This is a genomic window from Mycobacterium sp. DBP42 (genome assembly GCF_005924235.1).
Taxonomy (GTDB): Bacteria; Actinomycetota; Actinomycetes; order Mycobacteriales; family Mycobacteriaceae; genus Mycobacterium; species Mycobacterium syngnathidarum.
This window is the reverse complement of the sequence record NZ_VCMY01000019.1, coordinates 34063-55206: the sequence shown is the minus strand read 5'-3', so window position 1 is coordinate 55206 and position 21144 is coordinate 34063. Positions and strand designations below refer to the sequence as shown.

Genomic DNA, 21144 nt, shown 5'->3' with positions numbered 1-21144 from the left:
CCATGACATGTGATGGCCGAGAAACACCGCGTGCGGCTGGCCCGGGTGTACACCGAACCCGAATCCGGCGAGGGGCAGCGAGTCCTCGTCGACCGACTCTGGCCCAGGGGCGTGAAGAAGACCGACCCGCGGGTCGGGCAGTGGCTGCCCGCGGTTGCCCCGTCGACTGAGTTGCGGCACTGGTACGACCACAAGCCGGAACGCTACGACCAGTTCGCCGCGCGCTACACCCAGGAATTGCAGTCCGGGGAGGAGGCTGCGGCCCTCGATGAACTGCGGTCCTTGGTCGATGAGGGCCCGGTCACCCTGGTGACTGCCACTCGTGACGTCGAACTCAGCCACCTGACCGTCTTGGCCGCCCTGCTGACCTGAGTTCGTACGGCGGGAGGAAGGTAAACCTACCCTCACTCGCTACGGTAGGCTCGGCGCTCAAATGAGCGATATCGATACCGACGTGACCGAACTGCCCATACTCAAGCGTGAGCTGACCGACATCACCGATGCGGTCCGCGCCGTCGACGCTCCGCCCACCCCGATCCTGGCCGAGCCATACGACATCCGGGTGGCCGATGCCGGTGCTGACGCCGAGTTGGTGTCGGAGTGGATGAACCGCCCACATCTGGTGGAAGCCTGGGAGTACGACTGGGAGCCCGAGCGCTGGCGGCGCTACCTGCAGGCTCAGCTCGATGGTGAGTATTCACGGCCGTTCATCGCGAGCTTCCGCGGCAAGCCCGTCGCCTACATCGAGCTGTACCGGGCGGCCAAGGATTCCATCGCACCGCGCTACGCCGCCGAACCGCACGACATCGGCATGCACGCCGCGATCGCCGATCTGAGATTCGTCAACCGGGGCATGGGCCCGATCCTGCTGCCGCGCATCGTGGCCAACGTGTTCGAACTCGAACCGAACTGCCGGCGGATCATGTTCGATCCCGACCATCGCAACACCGGCGCCCGTCGGGTGTGTGAATGGGCGGGATGCGAATTCCTGGGCGAACACCAGATGTCCAACCGGAAGATGGCGCTCTACGCGCTGCCGCGCACACCCGGCGACGCCTTCGGCGCCGCCGGGTAACCGGTTCAGGCTCCGGCGAATTCGGCGTAGCCGTCGTAGTCGGGCTTCATGGCCGCGGCCACCAACTCCCACAGCACTTCGTCGGTGCCGCCACCGACGCGGGCCAGCTTCATGTCGCGCCACCACTTGCCCAGCGGCGTCTCGTCGACGAGGTAGCCGGAGCCGCCGAAGATGTGCATGCACTCCGATGCCACTTCTTCGCCCAGGCGCGCGGCGGTCACCTTGAAGGCCGCGGCGGCCCGGAGATCGAGCTTGCCCGCAGCGGCCGCCCCGGCCAGCGCATAGCGCAGCAGATCGACGCGGGCCTGCAGGTCGGCGATCCGCATCCGCAGCGCCTGGTGCTCATAGAGGGTGTGGCCGAACTGGCGGCGTTTCATCATGCGCGCCAACGTGATCCCGAGGATTCGTTGGGATCCGGAGGCCACCTGTCCGGCGATCGACATCCGCTCGTGGGCCAGGCCCCAGGAGATCGCCGCCAGCCCGGTGCCGGCGCGAGCGACGAGATGATCGGCGGGGACCCAGGTGTCGATGTGCACCGCGGCGGTGGCCAGGGGCCCGTTGCCGACCTTGCGGTAGGGCGTCTGGATCTCGACTTGGGAGGTCGGGACAGCGACGACGACGACGTTGCCGTGCCTGCTGTTCGGGTCGTGGTCGACGTTGCGGGCCACCACCATGATGTGATCGGCGATCGGCGACAGCGAAACGAACTTCTTGACGCCCTTGATCTCGAATCCGTCTCGGGCGGTGCGGACTTCGGTCTCCACGATCTGCAGGTCCGAACCGCCGGATTCCTCGGAGGCCGCGATGCACAGTACGGCGTCGCCGTGGACGGCCTGTTCGCAGATGGTGCGCAGATGGTCGGACTTGCCGAAGCGGCGCAACAGGGCGATCGCCGAATCGTGCAGGCTGACACCCACTCCGATGCCCGACGAGCCGGTCCGGCCCAGCGCGAAGGCCAGCTCTACCAGCTTGGCCACATCGGGTTGCTGCCCGTCGCCCCACTTCTCGCTGAACACCCCGTTGCGGCCGAGGTGCTCGATGAGCTGACGCGGAAAGCTCTCGGTCGCCTCGGCTTCGGCGGTCCATGCCTTGACCTGGTCGTCGAACACCCGATCCAGCAGGTCGCGGTACTCGTCGATCGTGGTGGTTGCCGGCGCCGGGGTAGGGGTGAGCGCGGTCATGATTTCGCTGTCTCCAATTGTTGTTTGACCTCCAGTCGGCGCAGCTTGCCCGACGAGGTGCGGGGGAGCGATCCCGGTGCCAAGAACACCACGTCGGCGGGCACGATGCCGCACTCGGATGCCACCTGCTGGATCACTTGGCTGCGGGCGTCGGCCTCGTCGGCGCCACGGAACTCGGCCGCGATCACCAGGCCGGCGCGGACCGACTTCTCGCCGGCACCCACGGCCACGACGGCGCCCTCACGAACACCCTTGACCTGAGCGGCAACCCGCTCGATCTCGGTCGGGAAGATGTTGCGACCGGCCACCGTGATCAGTTCCTTGGTGCGCCCGCAGACCACCAGCCCACCGTCGACGAAATAGCCGAGATCGCCGGTGGCGAACCAGTCGCCGGGCTCCAGAGGTGTCTGGCCCAGGTAGCCCGACATCATCGAGGTGCCGCGGATCTCCAACTCGCCCACCTCGCGGCCCACGATGCCCGCGTTGTCTTCGCTGGGCCGCAGGCGCACTTCCATCCCGGGGATGGCGTCGCCGAGCACCGCCAACTGCTGGCGGTTGGACCCAGCGTCGGTGGTGACGGTGATCTCGTCGAGAACCACACCGAGTCCCGGAACCGGAACGGTTACCGCGCACGATGATTCGGCCATGCCGTACGACGGTGAGAGCGCGCCGGGGTTGAAGCCGAACCGGGACAGCTCGGTGCCGAACCGGCTCGTGGCCTCGCAATCCACCGGCTCGCCTCCGTTGAGCGCGAACCGAACGGCCGACAGGTCCAGATCGGTGAGGCGTTTGGAGTACTTGCCGATCAGGCCGTAGGCCATGTTCGGGGCGGCGGTCAGGCTGGCGCGGCTCTCGGTGAGCCAGCGCACCCAGCTGAACGGTGAGGCGGCGAACGCCATGGTCGAGGCCTGCCACACCTCGATACCGCCGAGCGCTCCGGCCAGCAGGAAGGTCAGTCCCATGTCGTGGTACAGCGGCAGCCACGAGCATCCGATGTCACTGGGCGACAGGCTGATTCGCTCGCTGAGTCCACGCAGATTGGCCAGCACTGCGCCCGGCGTCAGCTGTGCGGTGCGGGGCGTGCCGGTTGAACCGGCGGTGCCTTGCAGTACGGCGAACTGGCCGGTTCCCAGCGGCAGGGTGGTGGAGCGTTGAGGGTGGGCGACGATGGCGTCGTCGTGGATCTTGAGGTCGGTCTGGACCGTGCGCAGCAGGTCCAGGTAGCCGCCGTTGCTGAACACCGTGCCGACGCCGATGCCGGAGAACCGGTTCACGGTGGATTGTGCCCAGGTATCGGCGTCCGCACCTCGGATCGGGCCGGGTAGAACGGACAGTGCCGCGCCGGCCAGCAGGGCGCCGAGGACCGTCGCGATGCTCTCCACGGTGGGCTCACCGACCACGCCCACCGCTGTCGAAGCGTCCTGGCCGATCTGCTCGGCGACGTTCTCGGCGCGCGCGTACACCTGCCCCCACGGATGGCGGGTCCAGGTGCCGGTCCCGGGGTCGTACACCACGAGGTCGGCGTCGGTGGTGGTCAGTGACGCCGACAGCGCCGTGGCCAGCACGCTCACTGGCTGCTCTGCGCGGCAGGTACTTTCGCCAGGATGGCCGCCTCGAGGTCGCCGACGGTGTCACAACTGAGCAGGTCTTCCTCGGACAGGGCGACACCGAGCTTGTCCTCGATCGCCACCATGCCGACTGCGAACGCCACCGAGTCCAGTCCGACGTCGTCGATGAGTCGTGACTCACTGGTCACCCGGCGGACATCGACGTTCATGTCGTCGCGAAGGATCTCGGTGAGGGCGGCACTGACCGCTTCGGGTGTAGTCGACTGCATGGGGTGGCACGGTACACGGCGGAGGAAAGATAGGCTAGCCTTACCCAGCCGGCTGTGAGGTCAGTAACTGAAGCGGGCCAGATCGGTACCGCCGTGCCGGTGCCCGGCCTCGACCACGGTTGCCGAAGGCACCAGCTCGGCGCTGACCACGCCGTGCTCCCGGGTGATCTCGTCGACGATTTCGAAGGACGCCGCGATGCGTTCAGGGGTGTCCACCACGATGGTGGTCACCGGGACGTGCCTGCCGAGCTGGAACAGCCTGTCCCCGTGTGGTTTTTGCCCGTCGCTGTAGCCCCAGACCCCGCGCAGCACGGTGGCACCGCCTGCCGCGCCGGTCTGCATCAGCCTGCGCACGATGGCCCGGTGAATGGGCACCCCGTCGTGCTGTGCGGTCTCGGAGGTGTGGACCATCAGCTTCTGCCACAGCGGGCGGCCCTGGCCGTCGGTGCCGGGCAGCTCGGCCGGCCGGGTCAGCAGTTGGCCGCCCAGCTTGCACAGCTGCGCCCGCTCGACGGTGAGCAGGGGGTTGTTCGCCAGCAATTCGGTGAGTTCCGCGCGGACGGCATTCAGCTGGGCTCCGGTCCCGAGCCCGACGATCATCAGCGGTACCTCGGTGTTTCGGCTGAAGAACGCGGCGCGGCGACGCTGGCCATGCGCGGTGCCGTCCACGCCGAGGAACACCGTCGTCGCGGCGAAGCCACGCCGGTGCAGCAGGTCGCACACCGCACGGTAGGCCGGGACGCCGCTCACCCGGTGGTGGCGGCCGACGTACACGGTGAGCTTGCAGACGTCGGTGACGGTTGGCTCCGGCGACTGGCGGCGGATCAGCTGGGCCCGCTCCAGGGTGATCAGGCCACGGGGAACCAGCTCGACAGTGTGTCGGGCCAGCGCGGAAATCTTGTCGGCCGCATCGACGGCCGCGATGGTGATCGGGGGGTCCTCCGACGCGGTCAGTGTCTCGTCGGTGCGCAGGTGATGGCGCGGGCCGAAGCTGGAGATCCCGCGCAGCATCACGCTGATCGCGATGTCGCTGCCGCCGTAGAGATCCAGGAGCGCATCGGCGACGAAACGTTGGTCGTGGCGCAGTCTCTCGGCGAAGTACGCGGTCAGCTTGAGGTAGTCGGTGGTAGTCACAGCCGGCTCCCGACCGTCATGCCCAGCCACGCCGCGATCAGCCCGAGCGCCACGCTGACGACGATGTTGCCCACCGCGGGCCAGATCCGGCGTTCCTCGCCGAGACGCTGGGTTTCCAGCATCCAGGTGGAGAACGTGGTGTACGAGCCGACGAACGCGGTGCCGGCCAGCAGCGCGGCGTGACGGTCCAGGGCCAGGCCGCCGAGGAAGCCCAGCAGAAACGCGCCGCTGAGGTTGACCGCCAGCGTGCCGAACGGGAAGCCACGGGTGTGGCGGGCGGACACCGCGCGGTCGAGGAGGAACCGGCAGACCGCCCCGATGCCGCCGAGCAGCATCACACCGGTCCACACCAGGGCGGTCATCGGCGCGCTCATCGGCGCACCGCGGCCCGTCGGACCAGCCCGGTCGCGATCGCGACCGCGACCACGCCTGCGGCGATGCTGGCCGCGGTGTAGCCGGCGGCCAGCGCCCAGTGACCGTGCTCGATCATGGTGATCGTCTCGACCTGCATTGTGGAGAAGGTGGTCAGCCCGCCGCACAACCCGGTACCCCACAGCGGACGGCGGTAATTGGAGACCGGCAGCCGTTCCAGCAGTCGCGTGGTGAAGTACCCCAGCAGGAAGGCGCCGACGACGTTCACGATGAACGTCGGCCAAGGCCATTGATGCGGATTGTGGGCCCCGAGCACCGCCAGACCGGCGCGCGCCAGCGTGCCGAGGGCGCCGCCGACGAATACTGCGGCCAATTCTCGGGGGTCATGGCCAAACATGAAGTAAAAGTATGGCGTCTGGCGGGCGAGTGCCGGGCACCGACATCCGATCGGGAGCACAATCGGATCCATGGCTGCCAATCCCCGCGCCGGGCAACCGGCTCAACCCGAGGATCTGATCGACATCGCCGAGGTGGTGACCGCTTACTACACCGGCCGGCCCGATCCCGATGACATTGCGCAGCAGGTGGTGTTCGGTACCTCCGGGCACCGGGGTTCCAGCCTGGACACCGCGTTCAACGAGGGCCACATCCTGGCCACCACGCAGGCCATCGTCGAATACCGCGCCGCGCAGGGCACCACCGGTCCGCTGTTCCTCGGCCGTGACACCCATGCCTTGTCCGAACCGGCCTGGACATCAGCGCTCGAGGTGCTGGCCGCCAATGATGTTGTGGCGATGATCGATTCAGCCGACCGCTACACCCCGACGCCCGCGGTGAGCCACGCCATCCTGACCTTCAACCAGGGCCGGGATGCGGACCTGGCCGACGGTATCGTCGTCACCCCGTCGCACAACCCGCCGCGCGACGGTGGTTTCAAGTACAACCCGCCCAACGGCGGCCCGGCCGACACCGACGCCACCGGGTGGATTGCCAAGCGCGCCAACGAGATTTTGCGTGACGGGTTCAGGGACGTGAAACGCATGCCGCTGTCCCGGGCGCTGCAGACGGCGCAGCGTCACGATTACCTCGACGCCTATGTCTGCGATCTGGCCAATGTGGTGGACCTGCACGCGATCCGGGCCGAGGGCATCCGCATCGGTGCCGATCCGCTCGGCGGGGCCAGCGTGGACTACTGGGGCGCGATCGCCGAGCGCTACAACCTGGATCTCACCGTGGTGAATCCGCTGGTGGATGCGACGTGGCGGTTCATGACGCTGGATACCGACGGCAAGATCCGGATGGACTGCAGCTCGCCGAATGCGATGGCCTCGCTGATTGCCAATCGCGACGAGTACCAGATCGCGACCGGCAACGACGCCGACTCGGACCGGCACGGCATCGTCACCCCGGACGGCGGGCTGATGAATCCCAATCACTATCTGGCCGTGGCCATCGACTACCTCTACACCCACCGGCCGAACTGGCCGGCGGCCACCGCGGTCGGCAAGACCGCGGTGAGCAGTTCGATCATCGACCGGGTGGTGGCCGGGCTGGATCGCAAGCTGGTCGAGGTGCCGGTCGGGTTCAAGTGGTTCGTCGACGGGCTGATCGGTGGCGGCATCGGTTTCGGTGGCGAGGAGAGCGCGGGGGCGTCGTTCCTGCGCACCGACGGATCGACCTGGACCACTGACAAGGACGGCATCATCCTGGCGCTGCTGGCCTCGGAGATCCTGGCGGTCACCGGGACGACGCCGTCGCAGCGGTATGCCGAACTGGCAGAACGCTACGGCTCGCCCACCTATGCGCGCATCGACGCCCCGGCCGATCGCGAGCAGAAATCCCGACTGGCCAAACTGTCGCCCGAGCAGGTCAGCGCCACCGAACTGGCCGGTGAGCCCATCACCGCCAAACTGACCTCCGCACCGGGCAACGGCGCCGCGTTGGGCGGGCTCAAGGTCACGACGGAGAACGCCTGGTTTGCCGCACGGCCGTCGGGCACCGAGGACGTCTACAAGATCTACGCCGAGTCTTTCCTCGGCGCCGATCATCTGGCGGAGGTGCAGGAGGCCGCCAAGGATGTGGTGAATACAGTCATCGGGTGACTGTCAAGACCACGCAGAGCCTGCCCCGCGAGGTCTGGCTGCTGGTTTGCGCGAACGTGGTGGTCGCACTCGGGTACGGCGTCGTAGCGCCGGTACTTCCGAATTACGCCCGCCATTTCGGGGTCAGTATCGCCGCGGCCACTTTCGTGATCACCGCTTTCGCGGCGATGCGTCTGGTGGGCGCGCCGCCCGCAGGGGGCCTGGTGCAACGGCTGGGGGAGCGGCGGGTCTACATCAGTGGGCTGCTGATCGTCGCGGTGTCCACCGGGGCCTGCGCGTTCGCCCAGACCTACATACAACTCTTGCTGTTCCGCTCGCTGGGCGGACTGGGCTCGGCGATGTTCACCGTGTCCTCACTGGGCCTGATGATCCGGATCTCGCCGCCGGACGCCCGCGGCCGCGTTGCCGGGCTGTTCGCCTCCGGATTTCTGGTCGGCTCGGTCGGCGGTCCGGTACTGGGCAGCTTGACCGCCGGCTTCGGACTGTCGGCACCGTTCTTGATCTACGGCGCGGCGCTGATGGTGGCGGCCGCGGTGGTGTTCGTCAGCCTGCGGCACTCGGAGTTGGCCGCCCCGGCCGTCGACGAGTTGCCCAAGGTGTCGATGCGGGCGGTGCTGCGGCATCGTGCCTATCGTGCGGCGCTGTTCTCCAACTTCGCCTCCGGTTGGTCCTCGGTCGGACTGCGCATCGCATTGGTACCGCTGTTCGTGGTCGACGTGCTGGGGCGCAGCGCGGGTGCGGCGGGCCTGGCGCTGGCGACATTTGCGATCGGCAACGTCTCGGCGGTGGTGCCCAGCGGCTACCTCTCCGACCGGGTCGGGCGGCGGATGTTGGTGATCGTGGGGCTGACGGTCTCGGCTGCGGCGACGGTGGCGGTCGGCTTCAGCAACTCGCTGCCGCTGTTTCTGGTGTGCGCCTATGTGACCGGTGCGGCGACGGGGATGTTCGTCTCGCCCCAGCAGGCCGCGGTGGCCGACGTCGTCGGCAACAAGGCGCGGGGCGGGACGGCGGTCGCCACCTTCCAGATGATGTCGGACCTGGGCGCGATCGTCGGGTCCTTCGCCGTGGGCCAGATCGCGCTGCACGTCAGCTTCGCGGTCGCGTTCGTCACCACGGGGGTCATCATGTTGGCCGCGGCGGTCGGGTGGGTCTTCGCCCCGGAGACCCGGCCGACGGCGTCAGACGAGCACACCCCGGCCCGTCCGCTCGGTCCGGACTCCGCAGATGAGCTGCCCTGACCAGCGATTTTGAACCAGGGGTAGCCGTGGTGTAACTTCGTGGGGCACGACAAACGGGGCTATGGCGCAGTTGGTAGCGCACCACACTGGCAGTGTGGGGGTCAGGGGTTCGAATCCCCTTAGCTCCACGTTTGAGAAACTCGCTCTGACCATAGGTTGGGGCGAGTTTTTTGTTTGCGGATCAGCCAATGCTGAGCAGATGCACAGCAAATCGGTGACGTAGCCGTCATTGTCCGGTAGCTTGCCCTGCATGCCCTTGGAGCTGGCCTCGTTCTTTCGGACAACTCTGCCGCTTGATCTCAGCGGGCTGGGCGCCCTCGATGATGGCCGCTACCACTCCCTTTGGCTGCCCGATCACCTCGTGAGTTTCTGGCCGGACTCGATCTGGACGGCCGAGTTCACCGACCTCGCGGAGCTGTCGCCGTCACCACACCGGTACCTGGACACTCTCAGTCTCGCCGGTGCCGTCGCGGCACGTACCACCCGCACTCGGCTTGCCACCAGCGTTCTCGACACCGTCCGACGCCACCCGGTGATGCTGGCCCAGTCGGCACTGACCCTCAGCCATATCTCGGACGGCCGGTTCATCCTGGGGCTGGGCGCCGGCGAGCGCGAGAACCTGGCGCCGTACGGCTTCGACCACCCGTGCGCGGTGAGTCGATTCGCCGAGGCACTCCGGCTGATCCGGCTGCTGTGGAACACCGACGGACCGATCGACTTCGCCGGGCAGTACTTCACGCTGGAGCACGCCCGGCTGGACACCGAGCTGCACCACACCGGCGCGCCACCCATCTGGATCGGGGCCAACGGCCCCCGCATGCTGCGGCTGGTGGGGGAATTCGGCGACGGTTGGTGGCCGACGGGCAGCGCCGGGCCGGAGAGCTATGCCAACCAGCTGGCCAGTATCCGGGAGGCGGCCGAACAGGCCGGGCGCGACCCGGAGGCGATCACGCCCGCGAAGATGGTGGTCTGCCTCATCGGTGAGCCCGACGAACTGAGCGTGATCGTGCATCTCCCGCTCGTGAAGTCGCTGGTGCTGCAACTGACGGCCGACGCGCTGCGAACCACCGGGCACCGCCATCCGATGGGGGAGCACTGGCGCGGCATCCAGGACATCGACCCGCGCGTGCTGACCCGCGACAGACTGCTCCGGCTCTTCGAACAGGTCGACCCGGCCGCGATCCTGTCCGTCGTTCCGCACGGGACGCCGAAGCAGGTCGCCACGCAGATCGCCGAATTCGCCGAGGCGGGTGCCCAAGTCGTCTCGGTGCTCGACTACAGCGGAATGGCCGGGCAGGCCTACGCCGCCGAGTCGGCACGCAAAGTTCGCGAGGTCGAAGACGAATTGCTGAAGCTCACGGGAAGCACACGATGACAACCTTGGACACCGACGTCCTCATCGCCGCCACGCAGAAATCGACCGGGCTCACCGACTTCGGCGACGAGACCCTGCCCGCCCGCGTGGCACTGGTCGTCGACAGGCTGAACAGCGCCCAACTCGATGAAACCGGCTCGCGGGCAGCTGCATTGACGATCGTCGGACTGCTCACGAGCCGGCTGCGGTTCATCGCAGACCATGCCCGCCTGCCGCTGCAGGCAGAACCAATCACAGCCCCGCTCTTCGCCACCGGCGAGCCTCGGTCGGGAACGACGCTGCTGCATGCCCTGCTCGCCGAGGACGAGGACTCCCGCGCGCTGCGCTTCTGGGAGGTGATGTACCCCTCGCCACCACCCGGCCCGGCCGGCGTCGACGACCCGCGCCGCGCGCAGGCCGATGCCGACTGGCGGGAAATCCTCGACCGCATCCCGCCGTGGATCGTCAGCCACCCATACAACGATCTGCTCGGTGCCGGGCTGCCCGAGTGTGAACGTACGTGGGCCTTCGACTTCCGTGCGACCAACCCGAGCGCCTGGTGGCGGGTCCCGCTCACGATCCAGAACTTCGGCCAAGACCATCGCGCGCAATACGCGCTGCACCGCATGATGCTGCAACACATACAACACTCGCGCCCGCCGAAACGCTGGGTGCTCAAGGGGTTTCACGGTCGACGCCTGCGCGCGCTCTTCGACACTTACCCCGACGCCCGCATCGTCTGGGTACACCGTGACCCGGTGCAGGTGCTCGCCTCCCAGATCGTGGCCTTCGGGCAGATCAACGAGAGCCTTGCCGGGGCACTGGATTGGACGCAGTACGCCAAGGACACCATCGAGGGGTCGCGGGCGAACTTCCACGCTTACCTCACCGACCCGCTGGTGGACGACCCGCGTATCCACCACGTCCGCTACCGCGACTTCGTCGCCGACCCGGTCGCCGCGATCGGGGGTTTCTACGACTTCGCCGGACTTTCGTTGACCGCCGTCGCCGAAAAGGCGATGCGCGACTACCTCGTCACCAACCGCAGCGACCGCTACGGCAAGTTCACCTACTCCACCGACGTCCTACCGGTCCCCGTACAGCAGCTGCACGACGAATTCGCCGGATACCGTGAGCGATTCGGCATCGACATCGAGACGAGGCACTGATGGCGTTCGGCGACACCGCGGACGACGCGGCGCTGCGTGCGGCGTGGCACGACTTCTGCGACCGGCTCAAGGCCGCCGGAGATCTGGCGTTCAAGGACACCTCACCGCCGAATGCGCTGCAGCGCGCCGACGCTCTCCGGTATCTCACCCAGAATCTCGGGCAGGCTTACGATCTCGCCCTGGAGACCAAGAACACCCGCTATCCGATGATCCATCCGTTCTGCGGACCGAGCCGCAAGCTCGGCGGCGACAACGCCGACTTCGTGTATCTGCAGGCCTGGATCGATGGCGCATCGACGTATCGCATCGAAGGTGACCGGGGTACCGCGCGTTTCATCAACTTCACCGTGCAGGGGCCGAGGCCGGACAAGGACGTTTACTACGGCGCCGATCACCCCAATCTGCATGAGCCGTTCGGGGATACCCCTGAGGCGAACATCACCGGTGATGAGCTTGCCACCGAGCCCGACGGCAGCTTCGTGCTCTACGTCGGAGGGGAACGGCGAGAACCGAATTGGCTTCCCACCACAGCGGGTTCACGCAAGCTCTTCATGCGGCAGGGCTTCGACTCCTGGGCGGAGCGCTCGGCGCAATTCAGCATCGAACGCATCGACATGGACGAGCCACGTCCCGTTCCGACCCCGCAGGACCTCATCGCGTCGATGCAGTGGGCCGGGGACTTCCTCACCGGGGCGATGACGGACTGGCCCGATCGTGAACTGCAGATCGGCTCGCTGTTCGGCGAGCCCGAGCCAAACGTCTTTCCCGGCGCGCGCTTCGCCGGCACGGCCGAGCAACGCGATGCGCGCCGCGGCCGGCTCATCGTCACCATGCCATGGCGCCTCGGGCCGGACGAAGCGCTGATCTTCGAGTTCGCCGACGATGGGGAGTTCTGGATGCTGACCAACATGGGGGCATTCTGGAACAGCATGGACTACCTGTACCGGCCGGTGAGCTACACCCCGAGCAGATCGGCCATCGACTCCGACGGCCGCGTACGAATGGTGCTGGCCCACAACGATCCCGGCGCGCACAACTGGATCGATACCCAACGTTTCAGTGCGGGCTATCTCACCATGCGGGTCATCGGCAGCCGACAGGTCCCCGATGTCAGCACCACCGTCGTGCCGTTGACCGAGCTGGACACCCTGCTGCCGGCCGAAACCCGGCGCGTCACGGCCGACGAACGCGCGACGCAACTGCACGCCCGCTTCGACGCCATCCGCCGCAGGTACAGGATCTGAGATGGACCCCAGACTCGAGACGCTCGCTGCGTCGGCCTTCGACAACGTCTACCACGTGGGCCACCTCGTACCCGATCTGGCGACAGCCATGGACTCTGTGTCGGCAGCCATGCAGATCACCTGGGCGCCACCGTTCGAGATGCGCAGCGGCTTCACCCGGCCCGACGGGTCCGCAGACGACCAGACCGTACGCATCGCGTTCTCCGTGTCCGGCCCGCCGTACCTGGAACTGATCGAGGTTGTCGCTGACAAAGATTCGATCTTCGCCGAACCGAAGCTCGGCGGTATGCACCACGTCGGCTACTACGCGGAGCGCTGGCGCGACGACGTCGCCCGGCTGCAGGCCGACGGTTGGGAGTTGGAGCGCACCGGTGCCGGGGTGGCGTTCCTGCGCGATCGGCGCAGCGGGCTGCGGGTCGAGGTGGTGAGCTTCAAGGGCCGCGACTTTCTGGCCCGGATACTCGACGGTGAGATGGCGCAGAACTATCCGCTGACCGAGCGCCCGTGACCGCCGTCGCGTACACCTCGTACGGAGCGCTGCGTGGCGACGCGCGCGGCGACGTCATCGTCTTCCGCGGTGTGCCGTACGCCGCGGTTCCGACGGGTGAACGTCGTTGGCGACCAACACAACCCGTACCCTGCTGGGACGGCGTACGGATGGCGACAGCGTTCGGCGCGATCGCCCCGCAGGACATCGCGCCCGAACGGTTGGCCAAGCGCGGCCTGACCATGAGCGAGGACTGTCTCACGCTCAACATCTGGACACCGGCGGTCGACGACAACCGGCGGCCCGTGCTGGTCTTCCTGCACGGCGGCGGGCAGGCACAGGGCCACGGTTCTGCACCGCTGCTCGACGGTGCGCGACTGGCCCGGCGCGGCGACATCGTGGTGGTGACAGTGAATTTCCGGCTCGGGGTGCTGGGCTCGCTCTATGCGCCGGACTGGCACGGGGCCGACTCCACCAACCTCACACTGCGCGACCAGCGGCACGCGCTGCGGTGGGTGCGCGAGCAGATCGGCGCTTTCGGCGGCGACCCCGACGCCGTCACGGTGGCGGGGCAGTCCTCGGGCGCGATCGCGATATCGGCCTTGCTCGCCGGCGGGTGCCGCCTCTTCGACCGCGCGATTCTGCAAAGTGGCGGTCTGGAACGCGTCCGCTCGACCGCAGCCGCCGCGGCCGTGGCTGAGAAAGTAATCTCATCCGTCGGCCGAGAACCGGACGTAGAGCAGATCCTTGCCGCGCAGCGTCGCATCGACACCGGATTCGTGCCGCCGCAGGGCCCGTTCCATCCCTGCATCGACGGCGACGTCATCGCCGAGCACCCGTTGGTGGTCGCGCGCACCCGCGCCATGCCGGCGACCCCCATCCTCGCCGGAACGACGCGCGACGAATGGCGGATCTTCGACGCGGCGCTGGATGAGGGCGTCTTCACTGAGCAGTACGTGCACCACAGGGCTCGGGCACTCGCCGGAGACCGTCACGACCCGGGCGCGGTGGTGGCTACCTACCGCGCCGACCAGCCCACGCTTCGCGATGTCGCCAGCGCGATGGTCACCGACTACCACTTCACCGCGCCTACCGAGCAGTTCGTCAGGGCCCACGCTGAGCGCGGCAACCCGGTGTTTTGCTACGAACTGCAGTGGCCGTCTCCGCGTGCCGGGTTCGGGGCTTGCCACGATTCGTGTCTGCCCTTGCTGTTCGGCACCCTGGACGCCGCGCCCGCCCTGGCCGGTGCCGACGAGGCGGCCCGCCAGATGTCGGATGCAGTCCAGCAACTGTGGCTGGAGTTCGTTCGTGGAGGAGTGCCATGGGAGCACTACGACGGGGTCGGCGGGCCCACGATGCTGCTGGGCCCCGAGACCCGAATCGTCCGCCGGCACCGCGCGGAGCAACTCGCGATCTGGGAAAATCGCTATCCTGCCTACGGGTAGGCGACTTTGATCGGACGCTCCGGGCCTGCGTGTTACTCCAAGTCAGACAAAACCTTTCGGGCCGCTTCGAGCTCGGCTTCCAGCGCGGCGACCTTGGCGGCCTGCTGGGAGCGCGCCTCTTCGATCACCTCATCGATCGGAGTGGAGAGGTCCTCGTGAAGTTCCTTGGCCGCACGAGAGACGGCAGCGGCCGCGACGGCGACGTTGCGAGCCAGGTAGGTGGTGCCCTGTTTGAGCTCGGCGTGCCACTCGCCGTCGGCAGTGCCGGTGACGGTGAGGGTGAGCTCGATGGTCTTGGCCTTCTTGCCGGGGGCTTTCTTGGCCGGCGCCTTCTTGGGCTTCTCGTCGGCAGAGGCTTCGGGGGTGGCAGTGGTGCTCTCAGGTGAGGTGGCCACATCGTCGGGGGCGTCGGAGTTGATGGTCAGCGTTTCTGGTGCCTGAGCGTCTACAGTCATCGTCACGGAAAACTCCTTTTGAACATCGCTTGCACTGAGCGGGCTGGCGGTCGGAGACATTAGAACACACGTTCGACGCCTGTGGTCAAGTCGACGCGCTGTGTCGGGCTTACGTCGTCGGGTGGTCGTCCGCGTGGAGGTGAGCGCCGATGAGGGTGGTGGGCAACCGGCGTAGCAGGTCGAGCGGATCGTCGAAAACGGCTTGCGCGCCGGCTTTTTCGAGTTCGCAGTCCGCGACTCCGCCACATCGCAGACCGATGAAGGGCACTCCGACGCGGGTGGCGGCTTCCCCGTCCCACACCGCGTCGCCGACGAAGACGGCCCGATCGGCAGCCACGCCGGCCCGCTTGAGCGCCACCTCGACGATCCCGGGGTCGGGCTTGGCCGTGTCGACGTCCTTCGATGATGTCGCTGCCGTGATGGCGTCGTCGCTGTCGAGAACCTTTCGGGTGATGGCGAGTTCGTCTTCCGGTGCGGAGCTGGCAAGCACCACCCGCGCCCCGTTCTCGGCGAGGTGGTGTAGCAGTTCGCGCGCGCCTGGCAGACGCACGATCAGGTCTGCGCCGTCCTTGTAGAGGTCGCTGTGACGGTCCTTGAGTCGTTGTTGCACAGCATCACTCGCGTCCCCTGACAGGTTGGCCACCAGGCTGCTGCCGTCCATCCCGATGCTGCGGTGTATGCGCCAGGAGGCGACGTCGATGTTCTCCTCGCGGAACGCACGCGCCCAGGCATGCACGTGCAGATAGTTCGTATCGACGAGTGTCCCGTCCACGTCGAACAGAACCGCGGTAGCTCTCGACATAGGCATGCGCCCGGTATACCCGCCTGCCTGCGGGTGAAACGGCCGAGGTCAGCTGCGGTAGCGCGCGAGTTGCTCGGTCAATTCCTGCGCATAGGCCAACTGACGGGTCAGTTTGACGCAGGCTTCTTGTGCGCGGGTGTGGCATTCGGCCAGATACTCGGCCGCCTCGGCGCGCTGGGCGGCGGAGGCCCCGGGGGAGTCGAGCGTGTCGAGAGCATCGAGCAGCTCGCGCATTTCGTCGAGGCTGAAGCCCGACGGTTTCATGCGGCGGATCGCCAGTAGCCGGTTGACGTCATCGGCGGTGTAGAGCCGGAAACCGCCGGCAGACCGTGCTGACGGGGTGACCAGCCCAACTTCGTCGTAGTGGCGGATCGTCTTGATGGACAGCTCGGTTCGGGCCGCGACCTCGCCGATCTGCAGATGATCCTGTTGGCTCAACGGTTCCCCCTGTGACGGTTCAGTGTGCCGCGGCCAGCTGACCGCTGAGCCGAGCATGACGCGCCGCGCTGTTCTCGTTCATCCCGACGATGCTGACGGTCTTGCCCTTGGCAGCGTATTTGGTGGTGATGGCGTCCAGGGTGGATACGGTCGACGCGTCCCACACGTGGGCGTCGCTCATGTCGATGATCACGTTGTCGGGGTCACCGGCGTAGTCGAACTGGTAGACCAGATCATTGCTGGAGGCGAAGAACAGCTCGCCGCGAACCGCGTACACGCGAGTGTCGTCGTCGGGGTGGTCGATGTCGACCACCTCGGTGAAGTGAGCAACGCGTCGCGCGAACAGCACCATGGCCGTCAACGTGCCGACAGCGACGCCATATGCCAGGTTGCTGGTCGCCACGGTGACCGCGACAGTGCCCAACATGACGGCGGTTTCGCTCTTGGGCATGCGCCGCAACGTTTTCGGGTTGATGCTGTGCCAGTCGAGGGTTCCGACGGACACCATGATCATCACGGCCACCAGTGCGGCCATGGGGATTTGGGCCACGATGTCGCCGAGGCCGACGACCAGTCCGAGCAGGAACAGGCCGGCCAGGAACGTCGAGATCCGGGTGCGGGCACCGCACGACTTCACGTTGATCATGGTCTGGCCGATCATGGCGCAGCCACCCATGCCGCCGAAGAATCCGGTCACGACGTTGGCCACCCCCTGGCCGAGTGCCTCACGGGACTTGTCGGAGTGGGTGTCGGTGATGTCGTCGACAAGCTTGGCCGTCATCAGCGATTCCAGCAGGCCCACGACCGCCATGGCCAGCGCGTACGGCGCGATCACTCCAAGGGTGTGCAGGGTGAACGGGACGTTGGGGATCAGCGGGGAAGGCAGGCTCGACGGCAGCTGCCCTTCATCCCCGACGTTGGGGATCGACCATCCGAATACGACCGTGGCAGCGGTGAGTACCACGATGGCCACCAGCGGAGCGGGGATCGCAGTGCTCAGTTTCGGCAACGCCACGATGACCGCGATGGCGACCGCGACCAGCGGGTAGACCAGCCACGGCACGCCGAGCAGGTGAGGCAGCTGGGCCAGGAAGATCAGGATCGCCAACGCGTTCACGAATCCGACCATCACGCTGCGCGGCACGAACCGCATCAGCTTGGCGACGCCGAGGCCGCCCAGGACCAACTGCAGCACACCCGCCAGGATGACCGTGGCGATCAGGTAGTCCAGGCCGTGGCTGCGTACCAGCGGGGCGATCACGAGTGCGACAGCTCCGGTCGCCGCGGAGATCATTGCCGGGCGCCCGCCGACGAGCGCGATCGTCACCGCCATCGTGAACGACGCGAACAGGCCGACCCGCGGATCCACGCCGGCGATAATCGAGAACGAGATCGCTTCAGGGATCAGGGCCAGCGCCACCACGAGACCGGCGAGCGCCTCGGTGCGTAGCCGGCGTGGCGAACGCAGCGCGGCAAGCACCGATTGCTGTTCGTGCGGTGTCGCCGCATCGGTCGACAGTTTCAACGCAACTCCGTTTCGGCGCCGTTCAGCGCGGCGAGGGCACATGTGGGCACAGTCGATACACGCGTCGTTGCGTGAAAAGTATTGCCAGAACATGGAATCGGTCGCCATCGCAGGCTGGCGAGTCGGGGCGTGCAGGCCGCCATGCTCGGCTTCGTTGGGCAACTCTACCCCGAGGGGAGGGTTGCGTTCCAAATCGACAAGCGCGGATGTGCGCGACGCCACAACCGCAGCGGTCAGTCCTCGAGTCCGTATTCGTCGAACCAGTAGGCGAGTTTGCCGCGGCGGCTCACCGCGCGCAGGCGGGCCTCGGCCGCGGTGCGCGTCTTGCTTGTCGTGACGATGAGCAGCTCGTCGCCGACGGCGAGGCGGGTGTCCGGCAGCGGAACGAAGGTGCGGCCGTTGCGGATGATCAGCGTGATGACCGCCGGATCGGGAAGCCGCAGTTCCAGGATCGTGACGTTGTGCAGCCGGGAATGGGGCTGAACGGTCGTGGTCAGCAGCTCGGCGTCGAGGACGTCCAGTGGGGCGGCTTCGACCTGGATCTCGCGGGTGACGTCGCGGGTGGCCAACCGCAGCGCGTTGGCGACGAACCGGATGCTGGGTGCCTGCACCAGGGTGAAGATGACCACGAGGACGAACACGATGTTGAGCAACCGGTAGCTGTCGGGCACCCCGGCGACGATCGGGAACGTGGCCAGAACGATCGGCACCGCACCGCGGAGCCCGGCCCAGGACAGAAAAAGCTGTTCGCGCAACGAGATCCGGAACCCGGTCAGCGACAGCACCACCGACACCGGCCGGGCGATCAACAGCAGCACCAGCCCGATGGCGATCGCCGGGATGATGTCACTGGCCAGGTCGTGTGGGTTCACCAGCAACCCGAGCAGGACGAACAGCCCGATCTGGGCCAGCCAGCCCACCCCCTCGGCAAAGGAGCGGGTGGCCGACTTGTGCGGCAGGCCGGAGTTCGCCAGTACCACTGCGGACAAGTACGCGGCGATGAAACCGCTCGCATGGGCACTACCGGCGGCGGCGAATGCGATGAAACCCAGCCCGAAGGTGGCTATGGGATACAGACCCGAGGCCGGCAGCGCGATGCGGCGTAGGGCAAATGCACCGGCGAACCCGACGGCCAGGCCCAGCAGGGCGCCGGTGACCAGCTCGTAGACCAGGTCGGTGATGGCGCCTCCGGGGTGGAACACGAACGGCACCACGCTGAACGTGAGCACGAGGATGACGGCAGGCGCGTCGTTGAAACCCGATTCCGCCTCCAGTAGGCCGGCCAGCCGACGGGGCAGCGGCAGGATCCTCAGTACCGAGAACACCGCGGCCGCGTCCGTGGAGGAGACGATGGCGCCGAGCAGAAGTGCAAGTTGCCAGTCCATGCCCAGCAGGAGGTGCGCACCGACGGCGGTGACGGCGGTGCTGACCACCACACCCAGGGTGGCCAGCGCCGAGGCAGGCGCCAGCACCCCGCGGATATCGGAGAACCGTGTGGTCAGACCGCCTTCCACCAGCACGATCGCCAGCGCCGCGGTGCACACGTTGCGGGCCAGTTCGACATTGTCGAAGTCCAGCCCGATCCCGTCGACCCCGAGCACCATGCCGACCAGCAGGAAGAACAACAGGCTGGGGAACCCGATCCGGCTCGCCACGCGGGTGCCGATGATGCTCGCCAGCAGCACGATGCCGCCGGTGAGCAAGGTCAGGTACAGCTGGTGCAGGCTCATCGGGAATCAGTTAATCAGGACGAAGGGCCGCGAGTGTGCGGTGCGAATAGGCGAAAATGACTGAGTGGCGGAACGGAATATGCGCGTAGTGGTTGCCGGTGCGGGCAATGTCGGTCGTTCCGTTGCGTCCGAGTTGCTTGACAACGGCCACAAGGTGTTGCTGATCGAGCGGCTGTACCGCCGATACGAGCCGAGCACGGTGCCGGGCGCCGACTGGTTGCTGGCGGACGCTTGCGAACTGTCCGCCATGGAGGAGGCCGGGATCGAAACCGGCGACGTGCTGATCGCAGCGACGGGTGACGACAAGTCCAACCTCGTGGTCGGGTTGCTGGCCAAGTCGGAGTTCGGAGTGCCGCGGGTGGTGGCGCGCATCAACGACATCCGCAACCAGTGGTTGTTCGGTCAGGAGTGGGGCATCGATGTCGCGGTGTCGACACCCGGTTCCTTGGTGGCCGGCATCGAGGGCGCCATCGACGTCGGGCACATGGTGCGTTTGATGACGCTACGTGGGGGTCGGGTGGAGCTGACCAAACTGACCTTGCCGGAAGACAACCCGGTGGTCGGTCAGCGGGTGGACCGGCTGGATCTTCCCGTGGACACGGCGCTTGTCACCGTCGTCCGGGGCAAAGAGGTGCGGTTTCCCAAGCCCGACGACGTGCTCGAAGCCGGCGACGAGTTGCTGTTCACCGCCAATCGCACCTCGGAGAATTCGCTGCTGGCCGCCATCCACGGCGGGGAGTTCTTGCGGGAAGTGGTTTCCGACGACCCGTGACGCGTGCCGATCTCGCGGAGGCGGCCGCTGGGTTGGGCGGCTTGTGGTGGGGGTTCGGTGATGGTGATGCCGCCCTGGTGGTGCGCCCGGTGGTGATAGGGGCAGACCAGCACCAGGTTGTCCAGGTCGGTGCGGCCGCCGTCTTCCCAATGCCCGATGTGGTGGGCGCGGGTGGCGCCGCAGCCGGGCACCACACAGCAGCGGTCTCGGTGCTCCAATGCCCGACGCAGCCGGCGGCTGATGGTGAGAGTGGCGGACCGACGCTGATGGGTTGGCCCTGGCGTTCAAGCCACACCTCACAGGTGGCATCGCACAACACGTATCGGCGTTGCTCATCGGTCAGCGGCGAAAGAAGACTCCTCCGAAGACATACCACCATCATCCCAAAGCGGTACGACAAGTTCCGGACCTCGCGCAACCCGGCGGCGGGGAAGCCCGTTGAACGAAGCTTTAGGCTCGTGCGCATGGAGGCCGAAGAAGCCGAGGGGACCGGAGCGCCGGAACGTCGGCTGGTGATCAGGGTCAACTCGAACGCCAAGATGTCGCGCGGCAAGGCCGCGGCGCATGCCGTGCATGCCGCGCTCAAGCTTTATGGCATCGAGTACGAGCACCCGGTCGTCGTGATCGGTGGCAAGCCCGACGAGATCCTGGCGCAGACAGTGCATGTCCGTGACGCCGGACGCACAGAGTTGGAGCCCGGTACGTTGACCGCGGGGGCGAGTTGGGAATACAAGCAGCGCGCCGAACCTGACGTGCCAGAGTAGGTCTATCTTGTTGCGGCCGT

General features: G+C 67.1%; 22 protein-coding genes, 1 tRNA gene and 1 pseudogene. 12 read left to right on the top strand and 12 right to left on the bottom strand.

Annotation, left to right across the window (positions count from 1 at the left end):
- Positions 1-12 precede the first annotated feature (12 nt).
- Both E0T84_RS18015 and E0T84_RS18010 read left to right on the top strand, forming a co-directional pair.
- Complete coding sequence (locus tag E0T84_RS18015; protein ID WP_138745118.1) at positions 13-372, top strand: DUF488 domain-containing protein; 360 nt, start codon at positions 13-15, stop codon at positions 370-372.
- 61 nt (positions 373-433) lie between these two features.
- Entirely contained in the window at positions 434-1075 is a 642-nt protein-coding gene (locus E0T84_RS18010) for a GNAT family N-acetyltransferase (RefSeq protein ID WP_138745117.1), read from the top strand.
- 5 nt (positions 1076-1080) lie between these two features.
- Here the strand turns inward: E0T84_RS18010 and mbtN are convergent, their stop codons facing one another.
- The 6 genes from mbtN to crcB (E0T84_RS17980) are packed head-to-tail and all read right to left on the bottom strand — an operon-like array spanning position 1081 to position 5996.
- Positions 1081-2256, bottom strand: coding sequence for a mycobactin biosynthesis acyl-ACP dehydrogenase MbtN (gene mbtN, locus E0T84_RS18005; protein WP_138745116.1), 1176 nt, complete (start codon positions 2254-2256; stop codon positions 1081-1083).
- Positions 2253-3818 (bottom strand): long-chain-fatty acid--ACP ligase MbtM, encoded by a 1566-nt coding sequence (gene mbtM / locus E0T84_RS18000; protein ID WP_249383678.1) that lies wholly within the window; start codon positions 3816-3818, stop codon positions 2253-2255. Before mbtM ends, mbtN begins: the two co-directional genes overlap by 4 nt.
- Positions 3819-3823: 5 nt before the next feature.
- Positions 3824-4093, bottom strand: coding sequence for an acyl carrier protein (locus E0T84_RS17995; RefSeq protein ID WP_070184681.1), 270 nt, complete (start codon positions 4091-4093; stop codon positions 3824-3826).
- Positions 4094-4153: 60 nt separating this feature from the next.
- Positions 4154-5227, bottom strand: coding sequence for a DUF190 domain-containing protein (locus tag E0T84_RS17990; protein WP_070184682.1), 1074 nt, complete (start codon positions 5225-5227; stop codon positions 4154-4156).
- The gene (gene crcB / locus E0T84_RS17985) at positions 5224-5589 is read right to left on the bottom strand and encodes a fluoride efflux transporter CrcB (protein WP_138745134.1); all 366 of its coding nucleotides are present in this window, start codon (positions 5587-5589) and stop codon (positions 5224-5226) included. The genes E0T84_RS17990 and crcB (E0T84_RS17985) overlap by 4 nt, the downstream gene beginning before the upstream one ends.
- 8 nt (positions 5590-5597) lie before the next feature.
- Positions 5598-5996, bottom strand: a complete 399-nt coding sequence (crcB, locus tag E0T84_RS17980) for a fluoride efflux transporter CrcB (protein ID WP_138745114.1) — start codon at positions 5994-5996, stop codon at positions 5598-5600.
- A 70-nt stretch (positions 5997-6066) separates the two neighbouring features.
- Here crcB (E0T84_RS17980) and pgm point away from each other — a divergent pair, with 70 nt between their 5' ends.
- From pgm to E0T84_RS17940, 8 genes are all read left to right on the top strand, one after another.
- A complete protein-coding gene (gene pgm, locus E0T84_RS17975) occupies positions 6067-7701 on the top strand; it encodes a phosphoglucomutase (alpha-D-glucose-1,6-bisphosphate-dependent) (protein WP_070184683.1) in 1635 nt (544 codons plus the stop codon).
- On the top strand, positions 7698-8939 hold the full coding sequence (locus E0T84_RS17970; protein ID WP_070184684.1) for an MFS transporter: 1242 nt from the start codon (positions 7698-7700) through the stop codon (positions 8937-8939). The genes pgm and E0T84_RS17970 overlap by 4 nt, the downstream gene beginning before the upstream one ends.
- 55 nt (positions 8940-8994) lie before the next feature.
- Positions 8995-9067: transfer RNA gene (locus E0T84_RS17965), tRNA-Ala, on the top strand.
- A gap of 122 nt (positions 9068-9189) precedes the next feature.
- Positions 9190-10314 carry an LLM class flavin-dependent oxidoreductase gene (locus E0T84_RS17960; protein WP_138745113.1) on the top strand — a complete coding sequence of 375 codons (1125 nt, stop codon included), beginning with the start codon at positions 9190-9192 and terminating at the stop codon, positions 10312-10314.
- The gene (locus E0T84_RS17955; RefSeq protein WP_138745112.1) at positions 10311-11462 is read left to right on the top strand and encodes a sulfotransferase; all 1152 of its coding nucleotides are present in this window, start codon (positions 10311-10313) and stop codon (positions 11460-11462) included. Before E0T84_RS17960 ends, E0T84_RS17955 begins: the two co-directional genes overlap by 4 nt.
- Positions 11462-12706, top strand: a complete 1245-nt coding sequence (locus E0T84_RS17950; protein ID WP_070184687.1) for a DUF1214 domain-containing protein — start codon at positions 11462-11464, stop codon at positions 12704-12706. The genes E0T84_RS17955 and E0T84_RS17950 overlap by 1 nt, the downstream gene beginning before the upstream one ends.
- Position 12707: 1 nt before the next feature.
- Positions 12708-13214, top strand: a complete 507-nt coding sequence (locus E0T84_RS17945) for a VOC family protein (RefSeq protein WP_070184688.1) — start codon at positions 12708-12710, stop codon at positions 13212-13214.
- Positions 13211-14638 (top strand): carboxylesterase/lipase family protein, encoded by a 1428-nt coding sequence (locus E0T84_RS17940; protein ID WP_138745111.1) that lies wholly within the window; start codon positions 13211-13213, stop codon positions 14636-14638. Before E0T84_RS17945 ends, E0T84_RS17940 begins: the two co-directional genes overlap by 4 nt.
- Before the next feature lie 32 nt (positions 14639-14670).
- On the opposite strand, the gene E0T84_RS17935 is transcribed toward E0T84_RS17940, so the two are convergent.
- The 5 genes from E0T84_RS17935 to E0T84_RS17915 all read right to left on the bottom strand — a co-directional run bounded on the left by E0T84_RS17935 (position 14671) and on the right by E0T84_RS17915 (position 19588).
- A complete protein-coding gene (locus tag E0T84_RS17935) occupies positions 14671-15093 on the bottom strand; it encodes a DUF6319 family protein (protein ID WP_070944518.1) in 423 nt (140 codons plus the stop codon).
- A 109-nt stretch (positions 15094-15202) separates the two neighbouring features.
- Positions 15203-15895, bottom strand: coding sequence for an HAD family hydrolase (locus tag E0T84_RS17930; RefSeq protein ID WP_138745133.1), 693 nt, complete (start codon positions 15893-15895; stop codon positions 15203-15205).
- Between the two features lie 48 nt (positions 15896-15943).
- On the bottom strand, positions 15944-16390 hold the full coding sequence (locus E0T84_RS17925; protein WP_138745110.1) for a MerR family transcriptional regulator: 447 nt from the start codon (positions 16388-16390) through the stop codon (positions 15944-15946).
- Positions 16353-17858 (bottom strand): SulP family inorganic anion transporter, encoded by a 1506-nt coding sequence (locus E0T84_RS17920; protein ID WP_371726043.1) that lies wholly within the window; start codon positions 17856-17858, stop codon positions 16353-16355. The genes E0T84_RS17925 and E0T84_RS17920 overlap by 38 nt, the downstream gene beginning before the upstream one ends.
- Before the next feature lie 233 nt (positions 17859-18091).
- Entirely contained in the window at positions 18092-19588 is a 1497-nt protein-coding gene (locus E0T84_RS17915) for a potassium/proton antiporter (protein WP_070944420.1), read from the bottom strand.
- A gap of 79 nt (positions 19589-19667) precedes the next feature.
- On the opposite strand from E0T84_RS17915, the gene E0T84_RS17910 reads away from it, so the two are divergent.
- Complete coding sequence (locus E0T84_RS17910; RefSeq protein WP_070184693.1) at positions 19668-20360, top strand: TrkA family potassium uptake protein; 693 nt, start codon at positions 19668-19670, stop codon at positions 20358-20360.
- Positions 20361-20406: 46 nt separating this feature from the next.
- On the opposite strand, the pseudogene E0T84_RS17905 reads toward E0T84_RS17910, so the two are convergent.
- A pseudogene (locus tag E0T84_RS17905) lies at positions 20407-20703 on the bottom strand (HNH endonuclease); the annotation flags it as partial.
- A 121-nt stretch (positions 20704-20824) separates the two neighbouring features.
- Here E0T84_RS17905 and E0T84_RS17900 point away from each other — a divergent pair.
- Complete coding sequence (locus E0T84_RS17900) at positions 20825-21124, top strand: hypothetical protein (RefSeq protein WP_138745109.1); 300 nt, start codon at positions 20825-20827, stop codon at positions 21122-21124.
- Positions 21125-21144 lie beyond the last annotated feature (20 nt).